Origin of the sequence: Jannaschia marina, assembly GCF_013404595.1 — a bacterium.
Classification (GTDB): domain Bacteria; phylum Pseudomonadota; class Alphaproteobacteria; order Rhodobacterales; family Rhodobacteraceae; genus Jannaschia; species Jannaschia marina.
The window spans coordinates 1-17194 of record NZ_JABVAX010000019.1 but is presented as its reverse complement, the minus strand read 5'-3'; the positions used below and the strand labels follow the sequence as shown (position 1 = coordinate 17194).

Annotated in this window: 19 protein-coding genes; 11 read left to right on the top strand and 8 right to left on the bottom strand. The window is 66.7% G+C overall.

Features of this window, described 5'->3' with window-relative positions; translation table 11 throughout:
• The first annotated feature begins 192 nt into the window (after positions 1-192).
• From HSX43_RS18150 to HSX43_RS18125, 6 genes are all read left to right on the top strand, one after another.
• Positions 193-753: an SH3 domain-containing protein gene (locus tag HSX43_RS18150; RefSeq protein WP_179381560.1), complete on the top strand. Its 561-nt coding sequence runs from the start codon at positions 193-195 to the stop codon at positions 751-753.
• An 87-nt stretch (positions 754-840) separates the two neighbouring features.
• Positions 841-1662, top strand: a complete 822-nt coding sequence (locus HSX43_RS18145) for an SDR family oxidoreductase (RefSeq protein WP_179381559.1) — start codon at positions 841-843, stop codon at positions 1660-1662.
• Positions 1663-1707: 45 nt separating this feature from the next.
• A complete protein-coding gene (locus HSX43_RS18140) occupies positions 1708-1911 on the top strand; it encodes a twin transmembrane helix small protein (RefSeq protein WP_179381558.1) in 204 nt (67 codons plus the stop codon).
• Between the two features lie 4 nt (positions 1912-1915).
• Positions 1916-2491 carry a cob(I)yrinic acid a,c-diamide adenosyltransferase gene (locus tag HSX43_RS18135; protein WP_179381557.1) on the top strand — a complete coding sequence of 192 codons (576 nt, stop codon included), beginning with the start codon at positions 1916-1918 and terminating at the stop codon, positions 2489-2491.
• Positions 2492-2656: 165 nt separating this feature from the next.
• Entirely contained in the window at positions 2657-3415 is a 759-nt protein-coding gene (locus HSX43_RS18130; RefSeq protein ID WP_179381556.1) for an electron transfer flavoprotein subunit beta/FixA family protein, read from the top strand.
• Entirely contained in the window at positions 3415-4341 is a 927-nt protein-coding gene (locus HSX43_RS18125; protein ID WP_179381555.1) for an FAD-binding protein, read from the top strand. Before HSX43_RS18130 ends, HSX43_RS18125 begins: the two co-directional genes overlap by 1 nt.
• A 355-nt stretch (positions 4342-4696) precedes the next feature.
• On the opposite strand, the gene HSX43_RS18120 is transcribed toward HSX43_RS18125, so the two are convergent.
• Positions 4697-5515 carry a DUF6473 family protein gene (locus HSX43_RS18120; protein ID WP_179381554.1) on the bottom strand — a complete coding sequence of 273 codons (819 nt, stop codon included), beginning with the start codon at positions 5513-5515 and terminating at the stop codon, positions 4697-4699.
• Between the two features lie 156 nt (positions 5516-5671).
• Here HSX43_RS18120 and HSX43_RS18115 point away from each other — a divergent pair, with 156 nt between their 5' ends.
• Positions 5672-6547, top strand: a complete 876-nt coding sequence (locus HSX43_RS18115) for a 3-hydroxybutyryl-CoA dehydrogenase (RefSeq protein WP_179381553.1) — start codon at positions 5672-5674, stop codon at positions 6545-6547.
• A 12-nt stretch (positions 6548-6559) separates the two neighbouring features.
• Here HSX43_RS18115 and HSX43_RS18110 read toward each other — a convergent pair whose 3' ends face one another.
• The 6 genes from HSX43_RS18110 to HSX43_RS18085 form a co-directional block, all read right to left on the bottom strand.
• Positions 6560-6829 (bottom strand): HPr family phosphocarrier protein, encoded by a 270-nt coding sequence (locus HSX43_RS18110; RefSeq protein WP_179381552.1) that lies wholly within the window; start codon positions 6827-6829, stop codon positions 6560-6562.
• 20 nt (positions 6830-6849) lie between these two features.
• The gene (locus HSX43_RS18105) at positions 6850-7242 is read right to left on the bottom strand and encodes a PTS sugar transporter subunit IIA (RefSeq protein WP_179381551.1); all 393 of its coding nucleotides are present in this window, start codon (positions 7240-7242) and stop codon (positions 6850-6852) included.
• A complete protein-coding gene (rapZ, locus tag HSX43_RS18100) occupies positions 7239-8156 on the bottom strand; it encodes an RNase adapter RapZ (protein WP_179381550.1) in 918 nt (305 codons plus the stop codon). Before rapZ ends, HSX43_RS18105 begins: the two co-directional genes overlap by 4 nt.
• A gap of 89 nt (positions 8157-8245) precedes the next feature.
• On the bottom strand, positions 8246-8695 hold the full coding sequence (locus HSX43_RS18095; protein WP_179381549.1) for an HPr kinase/phosphorylase: 450 nt from the start codon (positions 8693-8695) through the stop codon (positions 8246-8248).
• Between the two features lie 3 nt (positions 8696-8698).
• Positions 8699-10450: a sensor histidine kinase gene (locus HSX43_RS18090; protein WP_179381548.1), complete on the bottom strand. Its 1752-nt coding sequence runs from the start codon at positions 10448-10450 to the stop codon at positions 8699-8701.
• A gap of 12 nt (positions 10451-10462) precedes the next feature.
• On the bottom strand, positions 10463-11164 hold the full coding sequence (locus HSX43_RS18085; RefSeq protein WP_179381547.1) for a response regulator transcription factor: 702 nt from the start codon (positions 11162-11164) through the stop codon (positions 10463-10465).
• Positions 11165-11476: 312 nt separating this feature from the next.
• Between HSX43_RS18085 and HSX43_RS18080 the strand changes: the two genes are divergently transcribed.
• Genes HSX43_RS18080 through HSX43_RS18070 form a run of 3 tightly spaced genes read left to right on the top strand, consistent with a single transcriptional unit; the run spans position 11477 to position 14103 of the window.
• Positions 11477-13072, top strand: coding sequence for a phosphoenolpyruvate carboxykinase (locus HSX43_RS18080; RefSeq protein WP_179381546.1), 1596 nt, complete (start codon positions 11477-11479; stop codon positions 13070-13072).
• Positions 13057-13581, top strand: coding sequence for a DUF3859 domain-containing protein (locus HSX43_RS18075; RefSeq protein ID WP_179381545.1), 525 nt, complete (start codon positions 13057-13059; stop codon positions 13579-13581). The genes HSX43_RS18080 and HSX43_RS18075 overlap by 16 nt, the downstream gene beginning before the upstream one ends.
• Positions 13582-13590: 9 nt before the next feature.
• Positions 13591-14103: a DUF3859 domain-containing protein gene (locus HSX43_RS18070; protein ID WP_179381544.1), complete on the top strand. Its 513-nt coding sequence runs from the start codon at positions 13591-13593 to the stop codon at positions 14101-14103.
• On the opposite strand, the gene HSX43_RS18065 is transcribed toward HSX43_RS18070, so the two are convergent.
• On the bottom strand, positions 14104-14862 hold the full coding sequence (locus HSX43_RS18065; protein WP_179381543.1) for a sulfite exporter TauE/SafE family protein: 759 nt from the start codon (positions 14860-14862) through the stop codon (positions 14104-14106).
• Between the two features lie 152 nt (positions 14863-15014).
• Here HSX43_RS18065 and HSX43_RS18060 point away from each other — a divergent pair, with 152 nt between their 5' ends.
• Positions 15015-16703: an acyl-CoA dehydrogenase family protein gene (locus HSX43_RS18060; protein ID WP_179381542.1), complete on the top strand. Its 1689-nt coding sequence runs from the start codon at positions 15015-15017 to the stop codon at positions 16701-16703.
• Positions 16704-17194: the final 491 nt, after the last annotated feature.

Below are 17194 nucleotides of genomic sequence, written 5' to 3'. Positions count from 1 at the left end.
ACACAAGCACTCGGGGGTAGGAGGCCGCAGCGACGGGGAACCGGGGTGTTTTTGCAACGCCGCCCTCGCCACGACGGGCTGTCCCTACGGCACCCCATGTGTTAACCTTAGTTTCGGAACGACGGAACCGCTGCCACGGTCGTTTGTTCTTGTATCAAGTTGTTTTCGATCATGTCCGGGGGGACGTCCATTATGATCAAATTGACCTTTACGCTCGCCGTGGCGCTCTATGCCGGCTTCGTCATCTGGGGCCAGCCTACCGACGACCTTCTCACCGATCGCAGCACCCGCGATATAGATATCGCCGCCGTGGGCGCGGCGCAGGCCGATCCCGTTCTGATGGAGCCGCGGACCGCCGATGCCGAGGTGACGCGTGCCGCAGTCTCCGAGCCGGTCGTGCCCGACGCCGCAGTCATCGCCGCCTCCGCGCCGACGCCAAGCCTTCCCGGCGACAGCCCGCGCCTCATCGGCGAGCCGGTGATCGTCAGCCTCGTTCAGCCGCAGATTCCGGTCGAAGAAGACGTCACCGACGCCGCCGCGGAGCCGGAAGGCGCGCGCGAACTGCTCAAGGTGACTGGCAGCCGGGTCAACATGCGCGCCGGTCCCTCGACCGCCAATGCCGTCGTCGACAGCCTGCCGGGCGGCACCGTGACCGAAGCCCTCGGGGCCGAGGAGAACGGCTGGATCCAGATCCGAGACGTCGAAAGCGGTCGGACGGGTTACATGTCCGCGCGCTTCCTCGCCCCGGCCTGACTGAAATCCGTCGCCACGACCAGCCTTTCGGGCGCGCCATACGCGCGCCCGTTTGCATTCGGGTCCCGGACTGCTAACGCGAAGACCATGACCCGCAGCATCCTCATCACCGGGGCGTCCACCGGCATCGGCCATGATGCGGCGCATACGCTCGCTGAGCGGGGCTGGACGGTCTTCGCCGCCTGCCGCAAACCCGATGACTGCGCGCGGCTTGAATCGGAAGGCCTGACGTCTCCGCACCTCGACTACGAAGCTCCCGAAACGATCGCCCCCGCGCTCGACAGTGTCCTGGCCGCCACGGGTGGTCGTCTCGACGCGCTTTTCAACAACGGGGCCTACGCAATTCCCGGCCTCGTCGAGGATCTGCCGACCGACGCCCTTCGCGCGATCTTCGAGGCCAATTTCTTCGGCTGGCACGATCTGACGCGGCGCGTCATTCCCGTGATGCGGGCGCAGGGCCACGGCCGCATCGTCCAGAATTCCAGTGTCCTCGGCTTTGCCGCCGCCCCCTGGCGCGGAGCCTACAACGCCACGAAATTCGCGCTCGAGGGCCTGACCGACACCCTGCGCATGGAGATGCGGGGCACCGACATCCATCCGATCCTGATCGAACCCGGCCCCATCACCTCGCGCTTCCGCGCCAATGCCCGCGCGCAGTTCGAGCGCTGGATCGACTGGAAGGCGTCCGTCCGCCGCGCCGACTACGAGCGCCTGATGGATCGGCTCTATCGGGACGAAACAGCCCGGTTCGAGCTGCCCGCGAGCGCGGTGACCAAGGCTCTTGTCCACGCGATCGAGAGCCCCCGGCCCCGGGCCCGCTATCGCGTCACGGTGCCCACGACGCTCGCGACGGCACTCAAGCGCACCCTGCCGACGCGCGCCTTCGATCGAATCGTCTCGAATTCCTGAGCGACCGCCTTAGGTGGCTCGACACTCCAACGATAGGAATAGCCCATGCGCGATGACCCCCTCTTCTATCTCGTGGCAGGTGCCTGCCTGATCGTCCTCCTGATCCTGATGACGGGGATCGGGGGCTTCGCGAAGGGCGGCGACTTCAACCGCAAGTACGCCAACAAGATCATGCGCCTGCGCCTCGTCGCGCAGCTCGTGGCCGTGATCCTGCTGGTGGGCTTCGTCTGGATCCGGTCGAAAGGGTAAACCAATGGTCGTTCTCTCCAAAATCTACACCCGCACCGGCGATAGCGGCACGACCGCGCTCGGCGACGGCTCCCGCGTGGCCAAGACGTCGGCCCGGGTCGAAGCCTATGGCACCGTCGACGAGGCGAACGCCACGATCGGGATGGCCCGTCTCCACGCCGAGGGCGACATGGATGCGCGGCTCGCCATGATCCAGAACGACATGTTCGACCTCGGCGCGGACCTCTGCCGTCCAGGGCTCGCCAACGACGATCAGGCCGAGTATCCGCCCCTGCGCGTCTCGGACGGGCAGGTCGCCCGCCTCGAGGAGGAGATCGACGCGATGAACGGCGCGCTCGAGCCGCTCCGGTCCTTCGTTCTGCCCGGCGGCTCTCCGCTGTCGGCGCATCTGCATCTCTGCCGGACGGTCACGCGGCGGGCCGAGCGGCTCTGCGTCGAACTCGCCGACGAGGGCGACGTCAACGCCGCCGCGGTGAAATATCTCAACCGCCTCTCCGACTGGTTCTTCGTGGCCTCCCGCATCGCCAACGACGACGGCCGGGGCGACGTGCTCTGGGTGCCCGGCGCGAACCGGGGCTGAAGCGCGCGCCGGAGGTCCGCTGCGATCCGCCACACGGGTTTCCGATCCACGTCACGCAGGGCGAAACGGTGCGTCACAAGGCATCATCGTGTCGCTTTCGCCCTGTCCCGCGCGCCTTTGCTGGTCTAACACCCCGGAAGGTAATTTTCGCAGGAGGAGTGACCGATGAAAGTCCTCGTACCCGTCAAGCGGGTGATCGACTACAACGTCAAGGTGCGTGTGAAGGCCGATGGTTCCGGCGTTGACCTCGCCAACGTCAAGATGTCGATGAACCCCTTCGACGAGATCGCCGTCGAAGAAGCCATCCGCCTGAAGGAAGCCGGCACCGCGACCGAAGTGGTCGCCGTCTCGATCGGCGTCAAGCAGGCGCAGGAGACGCTCCGCACCGCGCTCGCCATGGGGGCCGACCGCGCCATCCTCATCACGGCGGCCGACGACGTGCACACCGACATCGAGCCCCTCGCCGTCGCCAAGCTCCTCAAGGCCGTCATCGACGCCGAGGAGCCGGGCCTCGTGCTCGCCGGCAAGCAGGCCATCGACAACGACATGAACGCGACCGGGCAGATGCTCTCGGCTCTTCTCGGCTGGTCGCAGGCGACCTTCGCCTCCGAGGTCAAGGTCGAGGGTGACAGCGCCGTCGTCACCCGCGAGGTCGACGGCGGGCTCCAGACCATCAAGGTCAAGATGCCGGCGATCGTCACCGTCGACCTGCGCCTCAACGAGCCGCGCTACGCGTCGCTGCCGAACATCATGAAAGCCAAGAAGAAGCCGCTCGAGGAGAAGACGCCCGAGGACTACGGCGTCGACGTCGCGCCGCGGCTCGAAATCGTCAAGACCGCCGAGCCCGAGGCGCGCAAGGCCGGCGAAATGGTCGGCTCGGTCGACGATCTGGTTGCGAAACTCAAGGAAGCGGGGGCTGTGTGATGGCTGTTCTTCTGATCGGTGAAGTCACCAACGGTGAACTCAATGTCGACGCCACGGCCAAGGCGATGACGGCGGCGAAGCAACTCGGCGACGTGACGCTCCTCTGCGCCGGGGCCTCCGCCTCGGCCGCGGGCGAAGCGGCCGCCAAGCTCGAAGGCGTCTCGAAGGTGCTCGTCGCCGAGGATGCCTCGCTGGGCCATCGCCTGGCCGAGCCGACAGCGGCGCTCGTCGCCGGGCTCGCCGGGGACTACTCCCACATCCTCGCCCCCTCGACGACGGACGCGAAGAACGTGATGCCCCGCATCGCTGCACTCCTCGACGTCATGGTCCTCTCGGACGTGACCGCCGTGATCGACGCCGACACCTTCGAACGCCCGATCTACGCGGGCAACGCGATCCAGACGATCAAGTCGTCGGATGCGACCAAGGTGATGACGATCCGCACCTCGACCTTCGACGCCACGCCCGAAGGCGGGTCGGCCCCGGTCGAGACGATCGGCACCGCCGAGAACCCGGGTCTTTCGGAATGGGTCGAGGACAAGGTCGCCGAGAGCGACCGGCCGGAGCTGACCTCCGCCGGTGTCGTCGTCTCGGGCGGCCGCGGCGTCGGTTCGGAAGACGACTTCGCGATGATCGAGAAGCTCGCCGACAAGCTCGGGGCGGCCGTCGGGGCGTCGCGCGCGGCGGTCGACTCGGGCTACGCGCCGAACGACTGGCAGGTCGGCCAGACCGGCAAGGTCGTCGCTCCCGATCTTTATGTCGCGGTCGGCATCTCCGGTGCGATCCAGCACCTCGCCGGCATGAAGGACTCGAAGATCATCGTCGCGATCAACAAGGACGAGGAAGCGCCGATCTTCCAGGTCGCCGACTATGGCCTGGTCGCCGATCTCTTCACCGCCGTGCCGGAGCTCATCGAGAAGCTCTGACGCTGCTGCGGCACGTGAGTATTGACGGGCGCGGCCTCTGACGGGGCCGCGCCCTTTTCTTTTGGCACCCCAAGGTCCAGCACGGCGCCGAGAGTGTTTTCGGCGGCAGACGGTCTCGCACCCGCATTCAACCGCGCGAATCTTCACCGCCCGCAACGACCCCTGCTCCTTTCCACTTCGGCTGGAGAACCGAACGATCGCCGACACCGAGCATACGGCCCATCCTGGGCCGTCGCCATGCCGGTCGGTCCGGCTGCGCGCGACAGAGCGACCCGCTCTACCGGCCGGAGACAGAGCCCGCGGCGAGCCCCCGACACCCTTGGAAACCGGCGAGGGCGGGACAGGCTGCCGTTTCTCATGCGGCGAGACCGTCCTGGCGCCGAATGACCCGTGCGAGGGCCTTCGCGATCCGCTCGTGCGCATCGACCGAGATCATTCGCATCGCGGCGTCGCGCTCCGTCTCGGGATACACCATCTCACGGAGCGGATCCTCTCCGTCCCCATCGCCGACAACGCATTGCACCACCTTGTCGAACTTGCCCTCTAGCGCCTGAAGCTGATCGACTGTCACGAAGCAGGGCTCGGGCCCGAGCCCGTGATCCCGGCTGTCCTCGAGATGCAGAAGCACGCATTTGCCCGAGATACCGGAGAGCAAGGTCTCCATCCGGGCGAGCCAGGCCGTCGAAAGCTCTTCGGCGACCACCGCGAAGCGTTTGGAACAGGTTCGGCGAAGCGTCGTCAGCATGTGCCGCGTGAAGGCGAAGTCGCTGAAGTCGACCTCTCGATAGAGCCTGCAGAGCGCGCTCGACGCCCGGAGAAACCGGTCGTTCCGTCTCGGATGCACGGTGTAGAACCGGTTCGACATATTCTGCGCGCCCATCGTCTGCACCACGACGATCTCGGCCCGCGCGAGCACGGCCGCGAGGCCGTCGTCCTGAATGAAGGCGTCGATTCCCGCATTCATCACACCGAGGTTCACCACCCGGCGACCCGTCATGTCGGCCAATTGATCGGTAAAGGGATCCTCCACGTATTTTCCGAACACCTCCGATCCGCCGACGACTGCGGTATAGGCCCAGTCGAGCGGCACCGGCGGGCCGCGAAACTGGATCCGCGCGCGACCGTAGGTGCAGGGATAGTAGTTGATCGTATCGCGCCGTCCTTCGTCGCTCATGCCTCGGGAACCCTGATTCTGTGTCCGTGGAGCAGAGTGCCGGCGAAGGCTTACCGATTGGTTGAACGGCGCATTCGTCGCGAATTGTCTCAGACCGCGCCGCTTGCCCCCCTGCCCCCCGCTGCTATGGTCCGCCCGACGGACAGGAGAGCGGCCATGGACATCAAGAGCATCGGCATCGTCGGGGCGGGCCAGATGGGCAACGGCATCGCCCATGTCTGCGCGCTGGCCGGCTATGACGTGGCACTCACCGATGTGAACGAAGATGCGCTCGATGCGGCGATGGATCTCATAGACCGGAACATGGAGCGGCAGGTCAGCCGCGAGAAGATCACCGCCGACGCCCGCGACGCCGCCCTTGCGCGGATCACGCCGACGCTCACGCTCACCGATCTCGGCCCGTCGGACCTCATCATCGAGGCGGCAACCGAACGAGAGGACATCAAGCACGCCATCTTCGCCGAGCTTCTGCCCAGCCTGCGGCCCGAGACGATCCTGACGTCGAACACGTCGTCGATCTCGATCACGCGCCTGGCCAGCGCGACGGATCGGCCCGAGCGTTTCATGGGGTTCCACTTCATGAACCCAGTTCCGATCATGCAGCTCGTCGAGCTCATCCGCGGCATCGCGACCAGCGAGGAAACCTACAAGGCCTGCCACGGTGTCGTGGAACGGCTCGAAAAGACCTCCGCCACGGCCGAGGACTTTCCCGCCTTCATCGTCAACCGCATCCTGATGCCGATGATAAACGAGGCGGTCTACACGCTCTACGAGGGCGTGGGCACCGTCACCTCGATCGACACCTCGATGAAGCTCGGTGCGAACCACCCGATGGGACCGCTGGAACTGGCGGATTTCATCGGGCTCGATACCTGTCTCGCCATCATGAACGTCCTGCACGACGGTCTGGCGGACACCAAGTATCGGCCCTGCCCGCTCCTGACGAAATACGTGGAGGCCGGCTGGCTCGGCCGCAAGACGCAGCGGGGCTTCTACGACTACCAGGGCGACGCGCCGGTCCCCACCCGATAGGCCGACGCTGGGCTACATGCCTTCGCCGAAGTAATCCGCGACGAGCGCGGCGAGCGCCTCCATCAGCGGCCCGGCCTCCGACCCCGAGGTCTCGACGTCGATCGACGTGCCGCGCGCGGCCCCGAGCATCAGAAGCCCCATGATCGAGTCGCCCGCGGCCTCCATCCCGTCCTTTCGGACGGTCGCGCGCGCGTCGAACCCCTCGACGCATTCGGCGAACTTCGCCGAGGCACGGGCGTGAAGCCCCTTTTCGTTGATGATGTCGAGCGTGCGTTGCGCCATGGTCCCCCCGTCCGGCAGGGTCAGGCCGCCGGACCCTGGGCTACGTCCATGTAGCGCGTTCCCGCCGCCTTCGCCAAGGCCAGCGCCTCGTCGAGGGGCTTGCCCCGCGACCGCGCCAGCTTGATGAGCGCCGGCAAGTTCGCCCCGTAGAAGATCTTGCGGTCGGAGGGCGCGCAGGCTCCCATCGACAGGTTCGACGGCGAGCCGCCGAAGATATCGGTCACGACGACCACACCGTCGCCCATGTCCACGCTGTCGGCGATGGCACAGATTTCCTGTTCCTTGCCCGCACGGTCGCAGGTGGCCGCGACCGAGACGGCACGGATCCCCTCCTGCGGGCCCATCACATGCTCCACGGCGCGCCGATATTCCTCGGCCAGCCCCCCGTGGGCGACGATCACGATGCCGATCATGCGGCGTTTTCCCCATGGCCCGTGTCATCCGGGCCTTTCGTCGATGCCGCGGCGCGGCGATCCAATTCCCGATGTCGTTTAGACACCCGCCAACCCTCGACGGCAAGGGTTTCGGCGAGACTTTCTGCAACGGCAACCGACCGGTGCCGCCCGCCCGTGCATCCGAGACCGATCGCGAGATGCGCGCGGCCCTCGTCGCGATAAGCCGGAAGGAGCGACAGGATGAGCCCGCTCATCCGGGCATAGAAATCGCCGTAGCGCGGGTCGGCGGCGACATGGGCCTGAACCTCCGCCTCGCGCCCCGTCAGCGCGCGCAGTGCGGGCACCCAATGGGGGTTCGCGAGAAACCGCACGTCGAATACGAGGTCGAGGCCCCGCGGAACGCCGCGCTTGTAGCTGAACGACTGCACGGAAAGCGCAAGACGGCGCGCATCGCCACCGAACCAGCGCAGGATCTCGTCGCGCAGGTCGTGCACCGTCATCTCTGTCGTGTCGATCACGGCGTCCGCATGGTCGTCGAGCCCCGTCAGCACCGACAGCTCCCGCGCCACACCGACCTCCGCGTCCTCCTCTGGGGCAAGCGGGTGACGACGGCGCGTCTCGGAGAACCGCGCGACGAGCGTTGCGGCGGCGCAGTCGAGATAGAGGAGCCGGGCCGCGAAGGTCGGGTCGGCGCGGATCCGCGCGGCGAGCGACAGGAGCGCGTCGATGCTGAAGTCGCGGTTGCGCACGTCGATCCCGAGCGCCAGCGGGCGGTCGAGCCCCCCTTCCAGCAGCCGGGCGACGAGCGACAGCGGCAGATTGTCGATCACCTCGTAGCCGATGTCTTCCAGAACGTGGATCGCAGTCGTGCGCCCGGCCCCCGACGGGCCGGTCACGAGGATCAGGTCTGTCTGCGCGCCGTGATCTGCCATCGCATCCTCCGTCACTTCGCCTACATAGCGCCGTCCCCGGTCGAGTTTAAGGCGGATGGCGGCAGCATCACCGCCATTTCAACACCCTGTTACGCAGTCGCCGCACGCAGCCACAGGACGGCCTTGGCCGCCAGCGCGGGTCGGACCGGGTGACGCAGGAGCGGCACGGCCACCCCTTCGATCTCCTGCGCCTCCGGCTCCGGCAGCCGCGCCGGCGACGGGCCGAGCCAGAGCAGACCGGCGAGCACCGCGGGTGGCGCGAGGGGCAGCGCGATCAGCCCGATCCCCCGTGTCTCCAGCGCGGCGGGTGCGCCCGCCGGGGCGCTCGCCCGCAGAGACGAGCCTTCCCGGCGCAACAGGGTCAGGTCGTCGCTCACCAGCACCGCGCCGAGCGCGATCATCTGCGCCGCCGTCTCGGACTTTCCGGCACCGGACGGGCCGCAGATCGCCAGGGCCCGGCCATCGAGCGCCACGGTGGTCGCATGGAGCGAGACCCCTCCGCCCGGCAGTCGGTTCGGCCGGGGGAAGGTCTCCGCCATGGCTCAGATCGGCAGGCCGACGACGAAGCGCGCGCCCAGCGGATCGGAGGTCAGATCCATATCGGTCGGCCGGATATTCTCGGCCCAGATGACGCCGCCGTGCGCCTCCACGATCTGCTTCGAGATGGCGAGGCCGAGGCCCGAGTGGTTACCGAACTGCTTTTCGGGCCGCTCCGAATAGAAGCGGTTGAACACCTTGGTCAGCGCGGCCTCGGGGATGCCGGGCCCGGTGTCCTCGACCACGACCAGAACGCGGTTCTCGCGCCGGCGGAGCCAGACGCGCACGGCGTCGCCCTCTTCGCAGAAGGACATCGCGTTGGTGATGAGATTGACGAAGACCTGGGCCAGCCGGGCCTCGAGGCCCATGATGACGATCGGATCCTTCGGCAGGTCGGTGATGAAGTCGATGTTCTGCGTCTCCGCCTCCTGTCCGTGGTAGACACCGAGGTTCGAGATCATCTTGACCAGATCGAACGGCTCTTCCTCTTCCTTCACGAGCTCGCTGTCGAGGCGGGAGGCGTTGGAGATATCGCTGACGAGGCGGTCGAGGCGGCGAACATCGTGCTCGATCACCTCGAGAAGCCGCCCGCGTTGTTCGTCCGTCTTGGCGAGGCGCAGGGTACCGACGGCGGAGCGCAGGCTCGCCAGCGGATTCTTGATCTCGTGGGCGACGTCGGCCGCGAACTGCTCGTTGCTGTCGATCCGGTCGTAGAGCGCGCCGACCATGCCGCGCAGCGCACCCGACAGGCGACCGATCTCGTCGGGCCGCGCGGTCAGGTCGGGGATGCGCACCCGCTGCGGCGACATCTTGCGGGCGTGCTTGTCGCGGCCGAGTTCGGCGGCGGCCGAAAGGTCCGACAGGGGGTTCGCGATCGTGGAGGCGAGCACGAGGCTGAGCCCTATGGAGACGAGCAGCGCGATGACGAACATCTGCAGCAGTTGTTCCCGCTCCACGCGCACGAGCGCGTCGATCTCGCCCGCGCGGGTGGTCACGGCGATCATGCCGAACGCGGCGTCGCCCATGGTGATCGGCGTCGTGACGGTGAAGAGCTTGCCGTCGACGCCGTTGTAGCCGCGGATCGCCGTCGTCTCGGGCGACTGCAGCAACATGGCCTGAGCCACGTCGAGGGGGGCCGGCTCGCCATCCTCGCCACGCTGGAACAGGCTCGACGCCATCTCCCAGATCCCGTTGAGAGCGGAGGTGATGATCGTCGTCTTGCTCGTGCCGTCGGTGAGGCCCGTGACGGTCTCGGGCGTCGCCGCGCCGATCTCCTGCGCGATGAGGTTTCCGGCACCATCGAAGACGTGGACCTCGACACCGTCGGGCAGGTCGACGTCCGAGAGGAGCGTCTGCACATCGACGCCGTCACCCGCGGCAAGCGAGACCGGGGCGGTCTGCGGCAGCGAGGCCTGGACGACATCGGCAATCAGCCGCGCCTCGGTGACGAGGCCGCGCTCGCGCTGCACGAGGAGGCTGTCGCGCGACGGATTGAGGAAGAGGACACCCGCCACCAGAAGGAGGATCGCGAGCAGGTTGAAGACGATGATCTTGCGCGCCAGCGGCGAGCGGTCGAGCGAGAAGAGCCCGCGCCGCGCCCGCGCCTCGCTCAACTCGCTCTCGAGCGATCCTTCGGGACGCTCCCAGTCCTCGCCGAGCACGACCTCGCCATCGGCCGCGGCGCGCTTTTTGCGCCGGAAGAAGCGCCGCGCCTTCGGGGCCGCATCGCTGACATCGAGATCGGTCAAGGAAGCCATCCCGGTCGTCCGTTATTCTTCGTTGTAGCGGTAGCCGATGCCGTAGAGCGTCTCGATCGCGGAGAACTCCGGATCGGCGGAGCGCATCTTCTTGCGCAGACGCTTGATGTGACTGTCGATCGTGCGGTCGTCGACATAGACCTGGTCGTCGTAGGCGACGTCCATCAACTGGTCGCGCGACTTCACGAAGCCGGGACGCTGCGCGAGGGCCTGGAGGAGGAGGAACTCCGTCACCGTCAGGGTGACATCCTTGCCCTTCCACTTCACCGCATGGCGCAGCGGATCCATCGTCAGCTCGCCCCGCTGCATGACCTGGGTGTCCTCGGGCGCTTCGGTCTCATCGGAGGCGATCGCCTCCTGCCGGCGCAGGATCGCGCGGATCCGTTCCACCAGAAGACGCTGGGAGAAGGGCTTGCGGACGTAGTCGTCCGCCCCCATCCGCAGGCCGAGCACCTCGTCGATCTCGTCGTCCTTCGACGTCAGGAAGATGACGGGAACCGAGGATTTCTGCCGCAGACGCTGCAGCAGATCCATACCGTCCATCCGCGGCATCTTGATGTCGAAGACACCGAGATCCGGCATCTGACGGCTGAAGGCGTCGAGCGCGCTCTGTCCGTCGTTGTAGGTTTCGACCTCGAAGCCTTCCGCCTCGAGAGTCATGGAGACCGACGTCAGGATGTTCCTGTCGTCGTCGACGAGCGCGATCCGCGACATGCCAATGTCCTCTGGTTGCCTGTTTTACTGCCGTGTTTTTCGTCACGTTCCCCGAAAAGGGCCCCCGAGATCAACACATTTCGCCTCCGAAGTGATTCGTCGGCCAGACTGTGGCGCGTCTGCCATTAAGGCGGAGTTAATCGCGTGTCTCCGATCCGACACATGATTGCGCTACCGGAGGGGGGTGGTTGCGCTAACGACCTCTGCCGCCCGGCCCGCCGCGATGTTACATTCCGCAAAGGGAGGCCCGATGCGACGGCACTGACGCCAAGTCGCTCAACCTGAACGGGTTTCCGCCATCAGGAGAAGACCATGACCCATCGCGTGAACCCCGAGCAGACGCTCGAAGCCCAAGGCATCACCGGACTGGGTCGGGTTTATTACAACCTCCTCGAACCCGCGATCATCCAGGAGGCTCTCGTCCGCGGCGAAGGCACGCTCGGCCAGGGCGGGGCCTTCCTCGTGACCACCGGCAAGTTCACCGGTCGCTCGCCCAAGGACAAGCACGTCGTCCGTTCGGCCGCCACCGAAGACACGATCTGGTGGGACAACAACGCGCCGATGGAGCCCGGTGCCTACGACGTCCTGAAAGCCGACATGCTGGCCCACATGAAGGGGCGCGACTACTTCGTGCAGGATCTCTTCGGCGGCTCCGACCCGGCGCATCGCCTCGATGTGCGCGTGGTGACTGAGCTGGCCTGGCACTCGCTCTTCATCCGCCACATGCTGCGCCGCCCCGATGCGCAGGAACTGGCGGCTTTCGTGCCCGAATACACGGTCATCAATTGCCCCAGCTTCAAGGCCGACCCCGACCGCCACGGCTGCCGCAGCGACGTGGTGATCGCGCTGAACCTCGACGCGAAGGAGATCCTGATCGCCGGCACCGAATACGCGGGCGAGAACAAGAAGAGCGTCTTCACGCTGCTGAACTACATCCTGCCCGAGAAGGGCGTGATGCCGATGCATTGCTCGGCCAACCACGCCATCGGAAAGCCCACGGACGCCGCCGTGTTCTTCGGCCTGTCGGGCACCGGCAAGACCACGCTCTCGGCCGCGCCCGACCGTGTGCTGATCGGCGATGACGAGCATGGCTGGTCCGACCGGGGCATCTTCAACTTCGAGGGCGGCTGCTACGCCAAGACGATCAACCTCTCGCCCGAGGCGGAGCCGGAGATCTTCGCCACCACGACGAAGTTCGGCACCGTGATCGAGAACATGGTCTTCGATCCCGAAACGCTGGACCTCGACTTCGAGGACGACAGCATCACGGCCAACATGCGCGCGGCCTACCCGCTGGACTACATCTCCAACGCCTCGCCCACGGCACTCGGCGGCAACCCCGGCAACGTCGTCATGCTGACCTGCGATGCCTTCGGCGTCCTGCCCCCGATCGCGCGGCTGACCCCGGCGCAGGCGATGTACCACTTCCTCTCGGGCTTCACCTCCAAGGTCGCCGGCACCGAGCGCGGCGTCACCGAGCCGGAGCCGACCTTCTCCACCTGTTTCGGCGCGCCCTTCATGCCGCGTCGCCCCGAGGTCTATGGCAAGCTCCTGCAGCAGAAGATCGCGAAGCACGGCTCCGATTGCTGGCTCGTCAACACCGGCTGGACCGGTGGGGCATACGGCACGGGCTCGCGGATGCCCATCAAAGCGACGCGCGCGCTCCTGACGGCGGCCCTCGACGGCTCCCTCTCGAAGGGCGAATTCCGCAAGGATCCGAACTTCGGCTTCGAGGTGCCCGTCGCCTGCCCGGGCGTGGCGGACATCCTCCTCGATCCGCGCCGCACCTGGGCGGACAAGGACGCATATGACGCGCAGGCGCAGAAGCTGGTGGACATGTTCTGCGACAACTTCGAGAAATACGTCGACCACATCGACGAGGACGTGAAGGCGTGCGCCATCGGCTGAAGCCGCTTCTGATACCGCTTGTCCTGGCCCTGTCTTTCGGGGCCGGGGCCGCCCGGGCCGAGATCACGCTCCTGCGGGCGGGGATCGTCTGCCCGGACGGTCGGGACGGCCCGATGCGGGACGCGCCCGACACGCTGATCGGTGGCGTCCGCGAAGTCGACGGCCTCGCCATCGACCTCGATACCCGGGACGTCCCGATGATCCCGGGGCTCGGCCTCGGCCTGCAAACCCGGTGGGAAGGCCCGGGCGGCGCCACCCTGCGCATGGTGACGCTGCACCCGCCGATGGGCGAAAACGGCGTGACCGAACAATCCTACACCCGTGATTTCGCCCCTGGCGAGACCTCGACACGGGCCTATACCTTCGAGTTCGCCTACGAGATGGTGCCCGGCCCCTGGACGCTGCAGATCGCGGATGCGACGGGCACGCTCATCTCCGTCGACTTCACCGTTTCCGATACGCCGAATGCCGCCGTAACCGAGGTCTGCGGCCTCTTCCTCAACAGCTGAAACCTCTACATGCGCCTCTTCCCTTTGCTTTTCCTCGCCCTGCTCTGCGCCGCACCGGCGGCCGCTCAAGTGCGCCTCGTCGAGGCCGGCATCATCTGCCCCCGGCCCACGGACGGGGAGTTGATCGACGCGCCCGGCACCGAGTCGGGCTTCATCCGCCGGATCGAGCAGGGCCTCGCCTTCGACTTGCCCGATCGCACCGTGCCGACGCTCGACCAGTTGAGCTTCGGCTTCCGCACCGCGCTGAAACCCGGCACGCCCGAAATGGATGTCACCGTCGTCGTGACCCATCCGCCCATGGGCGAACGCGGCATCGAGCGGGAGGAATGGACCGATACGCTCACGCCCGGCACGACGAACCTCAATCTTTTCACCTTCGAATACGACTACGAGAAGGTGCTCGGCCCCTGGACCTTCTCCATCGAGGTCGCCGGCGAGCCGGTCGTGACCGTGCCCTTCGAAGTGACCGAGACCGAAAACCAGGGCCGTGTCGAGCAGGCCTGCTTCCAGTTCCTCTCCTGATCAGCCCATGAGGCCCTTGCGGATCAGGTTGAGCCCCGCAACGACCAGCACGATCAGCGTGACCTTCTTGAAGAGCGCCTGATCCATCCGGTCCTGCAACCGAAAACCGATCGCCATGCCCAGAAGCGCCGCCGGAAGCAGCGCGGCCGAGAACCAGACCGTGTCGCCGTTCAGCACCCCCGAGCGCAGATGCGCGAGCACCAGCATCACCGAGCCGGCCCCGTAGATGACGCCCTGCACCACCATCTGCCGGGCCTTCGGCGTGTCGATCGCGATCAGGTAAAGCACCGTCGTCGGCCCCCATGTGCCCGCGAGACCGCCGAGGATGCCCGAGACGAGACCGATGATCCACTCCGCGGCGACCCGCCGCGCCTCCGGCACCGCGAGGCGCACGCCACTCAACTGCAGAAGCGACAGCCCAACGACCGGCACGCCCAGAATGAAATAGAACACCCGGCTCGGGATCGCCGTCACCACCTGCGCGGTCAGGAAGATCGCGACCATCACGACGAGCAGGTAGCGCCAGTGCAGCACCGCCGCGTCCCGTGCCGCGGCATAGCCCTGACGCGTCACCTGCCAGCCGTTCGTCGCCAGCACCGAGACGAGGATGCCGGCGAGCGCGAGCTTCGGGTCGAGGAAGCTGGAGAGCCCCGAAATCATGATGAGCGGCAGCGCGAAGCCGACCGAGCCCTTCACGACGCCGGCAAACAAGGCGATGACGAGCGCGAGCGTCCAAAGGGCGAGCGAAAGCGGTTCCATGCCCCTCGATACGCCCGGGCCGCACGCGGGGCCAGCCCGCACAACCGAAACAAGAAAGTCATTTTCTTCACTTGCGACTGCCGTTTCGTGGAATTAAGTTTCGCTGCAACTGCAAAACAGAGATCGACAGATTCCCGACAGGAGGTTTCGCCATGCCCCACGACGGTCAGACCATGCCGCTCCCCCAGGACGCCCGCCTGCCGGAGCTGCTGACGCTCACGGCGCAGGCCTGCGACGCGCTCGAAACCCTTGCCGCAAAGGCGAAAACCGCCGTCTCGGCGCGCGTGACCCGCGACGGCCGCATCGACGCGGCCCTCCTCGAGGCGGAGCAGACGGCGACCCACGGCTTCGCCTGGCTCGCCACCTACGCCCAGGCCCTGCGGCAGATGCAGCATTGGGCCGACCGCCTCGACGCGGAGGGGGCCTTCGGCGAGGCCGAGGCGCTCCTGCATCAGATCGCTTTCGGCGAATACCTCTGGCAAGCCTATGGCGGCCTGCCGATGTCCCAGGGCGAGATCGTCCGTCCGCAGGACATGCACCTGAGCCAGGACGACCAGCGTGCGATGATGGTGCCCGCCGTGATGACCCTCTGCAACGAGGGCAACACCCAGGCCGCGCGCACCCGCCTGGTGGAGCTTCTGCGCGACGCGACCGCCAACGCGACCTTCGGGGCGACCGGTCTCGACGAAGAGCTCGAGATGATCCGCGACCAGTTCCGCCGCTGGGCTGCCGACCGCGTCGCGCCCCACGCGCACGAGTGGCATCTGAAGGACGAGCTGATCCCGATGGAGATCATCGAGGAGATGGCGGAGATGGGCGTCTTCGGCCTGACCATCCCCGAGGAGTTCGGCGGCCTCGGCCTGCCGAAGGCGGCGATGTGCGTCGTCTCCGAGGAGTTGTCGCGCGGCTATATCGGCGTGGGCTCCCTCGGCACCCGCTCCGAGATCGCCGCCGAACTCATCCTCTGCGGCGGCACCGAGGAGCAGAAGGCGAAGTGGTTGCCCCGTCTTGCCTCGGGCGAGACGCTACCGACGGCCGTCTTCACCGAGCCGAACACCGGCTCCGACCTCGGCTCCCTGCGCACCCGTGGCGTCAAGGGCGAGGACGGCGACTGGACGATCAACGGCAACAAGACCTGGATCACCCACGCCGCCCGGACCCACGTGATGACCGTGCTCGCGCGGACCGTGCCCGACACGAACGACTACCGCGGCCTGAGCATGTTCCTGGCCGAAAAGACGCCGGGCACCGACGCGCAGCCCTGGCAGGATCCGGGCATCTCGGGCGGCGAGATCGAGGTGCTCGGCTATCGCGGCATGAAGGAATACACGGTCAATTTCGACGACTTCAAGGTGAAGGGCGAGAACCTCCTCGGCGGGGCCGAGGGTCAGGGCTTCAAGCAGCTCATGCAGACCTTCGAGAGCGCCCGCATCCAGACGGCCGCCCGCGCCATCGGCGTGGCCCAGGCCGCGATGGACACGGCCCTCGCCTACGCCGAGACGCGCAACCAGTTCGGCAAGCCCCTCGTCGCCTTCCCGCGCATCGCCAACAAGCTCGCCATGATGGCGGTGGACATCATGGTGACGCGGCAGCTGACGTATTTCTCGGCCGCCGAGAAGGACAACGACCGCCGCTGCGACATCGAGGCCGGCATGGCCAAGCTCCTTGGGGCGCGCACCGCCTGGGCCGCCGCCGACAACGGGCTGCAGATCCACGGCGGCAACGGCTTCGCGCTCGAATACCCGATCAGCCGCCTCCTCTGCGACGCCCGCATCCTCAACATCTTCGAGGGTGCCGCGGAGATTCAGGCTCAGGTGATCGCGCGCAGGCTGCTGGCCTGACCAACCGGTCGCCACTCGCGCACGTCATCGCCGGGCTTGACCCGGCGATCTCCGCCCGGTCAGGCGAGAGGCGAGGCAGGAGATGATCGGGGCAAGCCCGATCATAACTCGGTCTCTAAATCTCCCATCTGAAAACTTGCGGGAATGGACCTTCAAATCGATCTTTAGCGCCCAGTAAGACCGCAGTCTGACAACGTCTTGTCCAACGTGGCCCCAATCTCAAACATAAACGGTGTTAGCGAAAGGATCGCCCATGACCCTCCCTATCGATCTTAAATCCTCGACGCAGGGGACCGGCTTCGCAGTCGCAACTCTCAGCCTCCTGATCGGCGCGAGTTACCATTCAGACATTCCACCCGCGCTCATCTTCGTGAGGTGCTCCCCGATCCTTGGACAGGATCTGGCGTTTTCTAAGCTACTCTCTGGGCCTCCTGGTCGGGTTGCATGATCGTCGTGCCGGCGCGGTAGACCACGTCCGGTGGTTGTCCGTC

Bases quoted from the DNA above. Each gene is read 5' to 3' on its own strand.
- HSX43_RS18150 (WP_179381560.1), top strand. From the start codon at position 193: ATGATCAAATTGACCTTTACGCTCGCCGTGGCGCTCTATGCCGGCTTC.
- HSX43_RS18145 (WP_179381559.1), top strand. From the start codon at position 841: ATGACCCGCAGCATCCTCATCACCGGGGCGTCCACCGGCATCGGCCAT.
- HSX43_RS18140 (WP_179381558.1), top strand. From the start codon at position 1,708: ATGCGCGATGACCCCCTCTTCTATCTCGTGGCAGGTGCCTGCCTGATC.
- HSX43_RS18135 (WP_179381557.1), top strand. From the start codon at position 1,916: ATGGTCGTTCTCTCCAAAATCTACACCCGCACCGGCGATAGCGGCACG.
- HSX43_RS18130 (WP_179381556.1), top strand. From the start codon at position 2,657: ATGAAAGTCCTCGTACCCGTCAAGCGGGTGATCGACTACAACGTCAAG.
- HSX43_RS18125 (WP_179381555.1), top strand. From the start codon at position 3,415: ATGGCTGTTCTTCTGATCGGTGAAGTCACCAACGGTGAACTCAATGTC.
- HSX43_RS18120 (WP_179381554.1), bottom strand. From the start codon at position 5,515: ATGAGCGACGAAGGACGGCGCGATACGATCAACTACTATCCCTGCACC.
- HSX43_RS18115 (WP_179381553.1), top strand. From the start codon at position 5,672: ATGGACATCAAGAGCATCGGCATCGTCGGGGCGGGCCAGATGGGCAAC.
- HSX43_RS18110 (WP_179381552.1), bottom strand. From the start codon at position 6,829: ATGGCGCAACGCACGCTCGACATCATCAACGAAAAGGGGCTTCACGCC.
- HSX43_RS18105 (WP_179381551.1), bottom strand. From the start codon at position 7,242: ATGATCGGCATCGTGATCGTCGCCCACGGGGGGCTGGCCGAGGAATAT.
- rapZ (WP_179381550.1), bottom strand. From the start codon at position 8,156: ATGGCAGATCACGGCGCGCAGACAGACCTGATCCTCGTGACCGGCCCG.
- HSX43_RS18095 (WP_179381549.1), bottom strand. From the start codon at position 8,695: ATGGCGGAGACCTTCCCCCGGCCGAACCGACTGCCGGGCGGAGGGGTC.
- HSX43_RS18090 (WP_179381548.1), bottom strand. From the start codon at position 10,450: ATGGCTTCCTTGACCGATCTCGATGTCAGCGATGCGGCCCCGAAGGCG.
- HSX43_RS18085 (WP_179381547.1), bottom strand. From the start codon at position 11,164: ATGTCGCGGATCGCGCTCGTCGACGACGACAGGAACATCCTGACGTCG.
- HSX43_RS18080 (WP_179381546.1), top strand. From the start codon at position 11,477: ATGACCCATCGCGTGAACCCCGAGCAGACGCTCGAAGCCCAAGGCATC.
- HSX43_RS18070 (WP_179381544.1), top strand. From the start codon at position 13,591: ATGCGCCTCTTCCCTTTGCTTTTCCTCGCCCTGCTCTGCGCCGCACCG.
- HSX43_RS18065 (WP_179381543.1), bottom strand. From the start codon at position 14,862: ATGGAACCGCTTTCGCTCGCCCTTTGGACGCTCGCGCTCGTCATCGCC.
- HSX43_RS18060 (WP_179381542.1), top strand. From the start codon at position 15,015: ATGCCCCACGACGGTCAGACCATGCCGCTCCCCCAGGACGCCCGCCTG.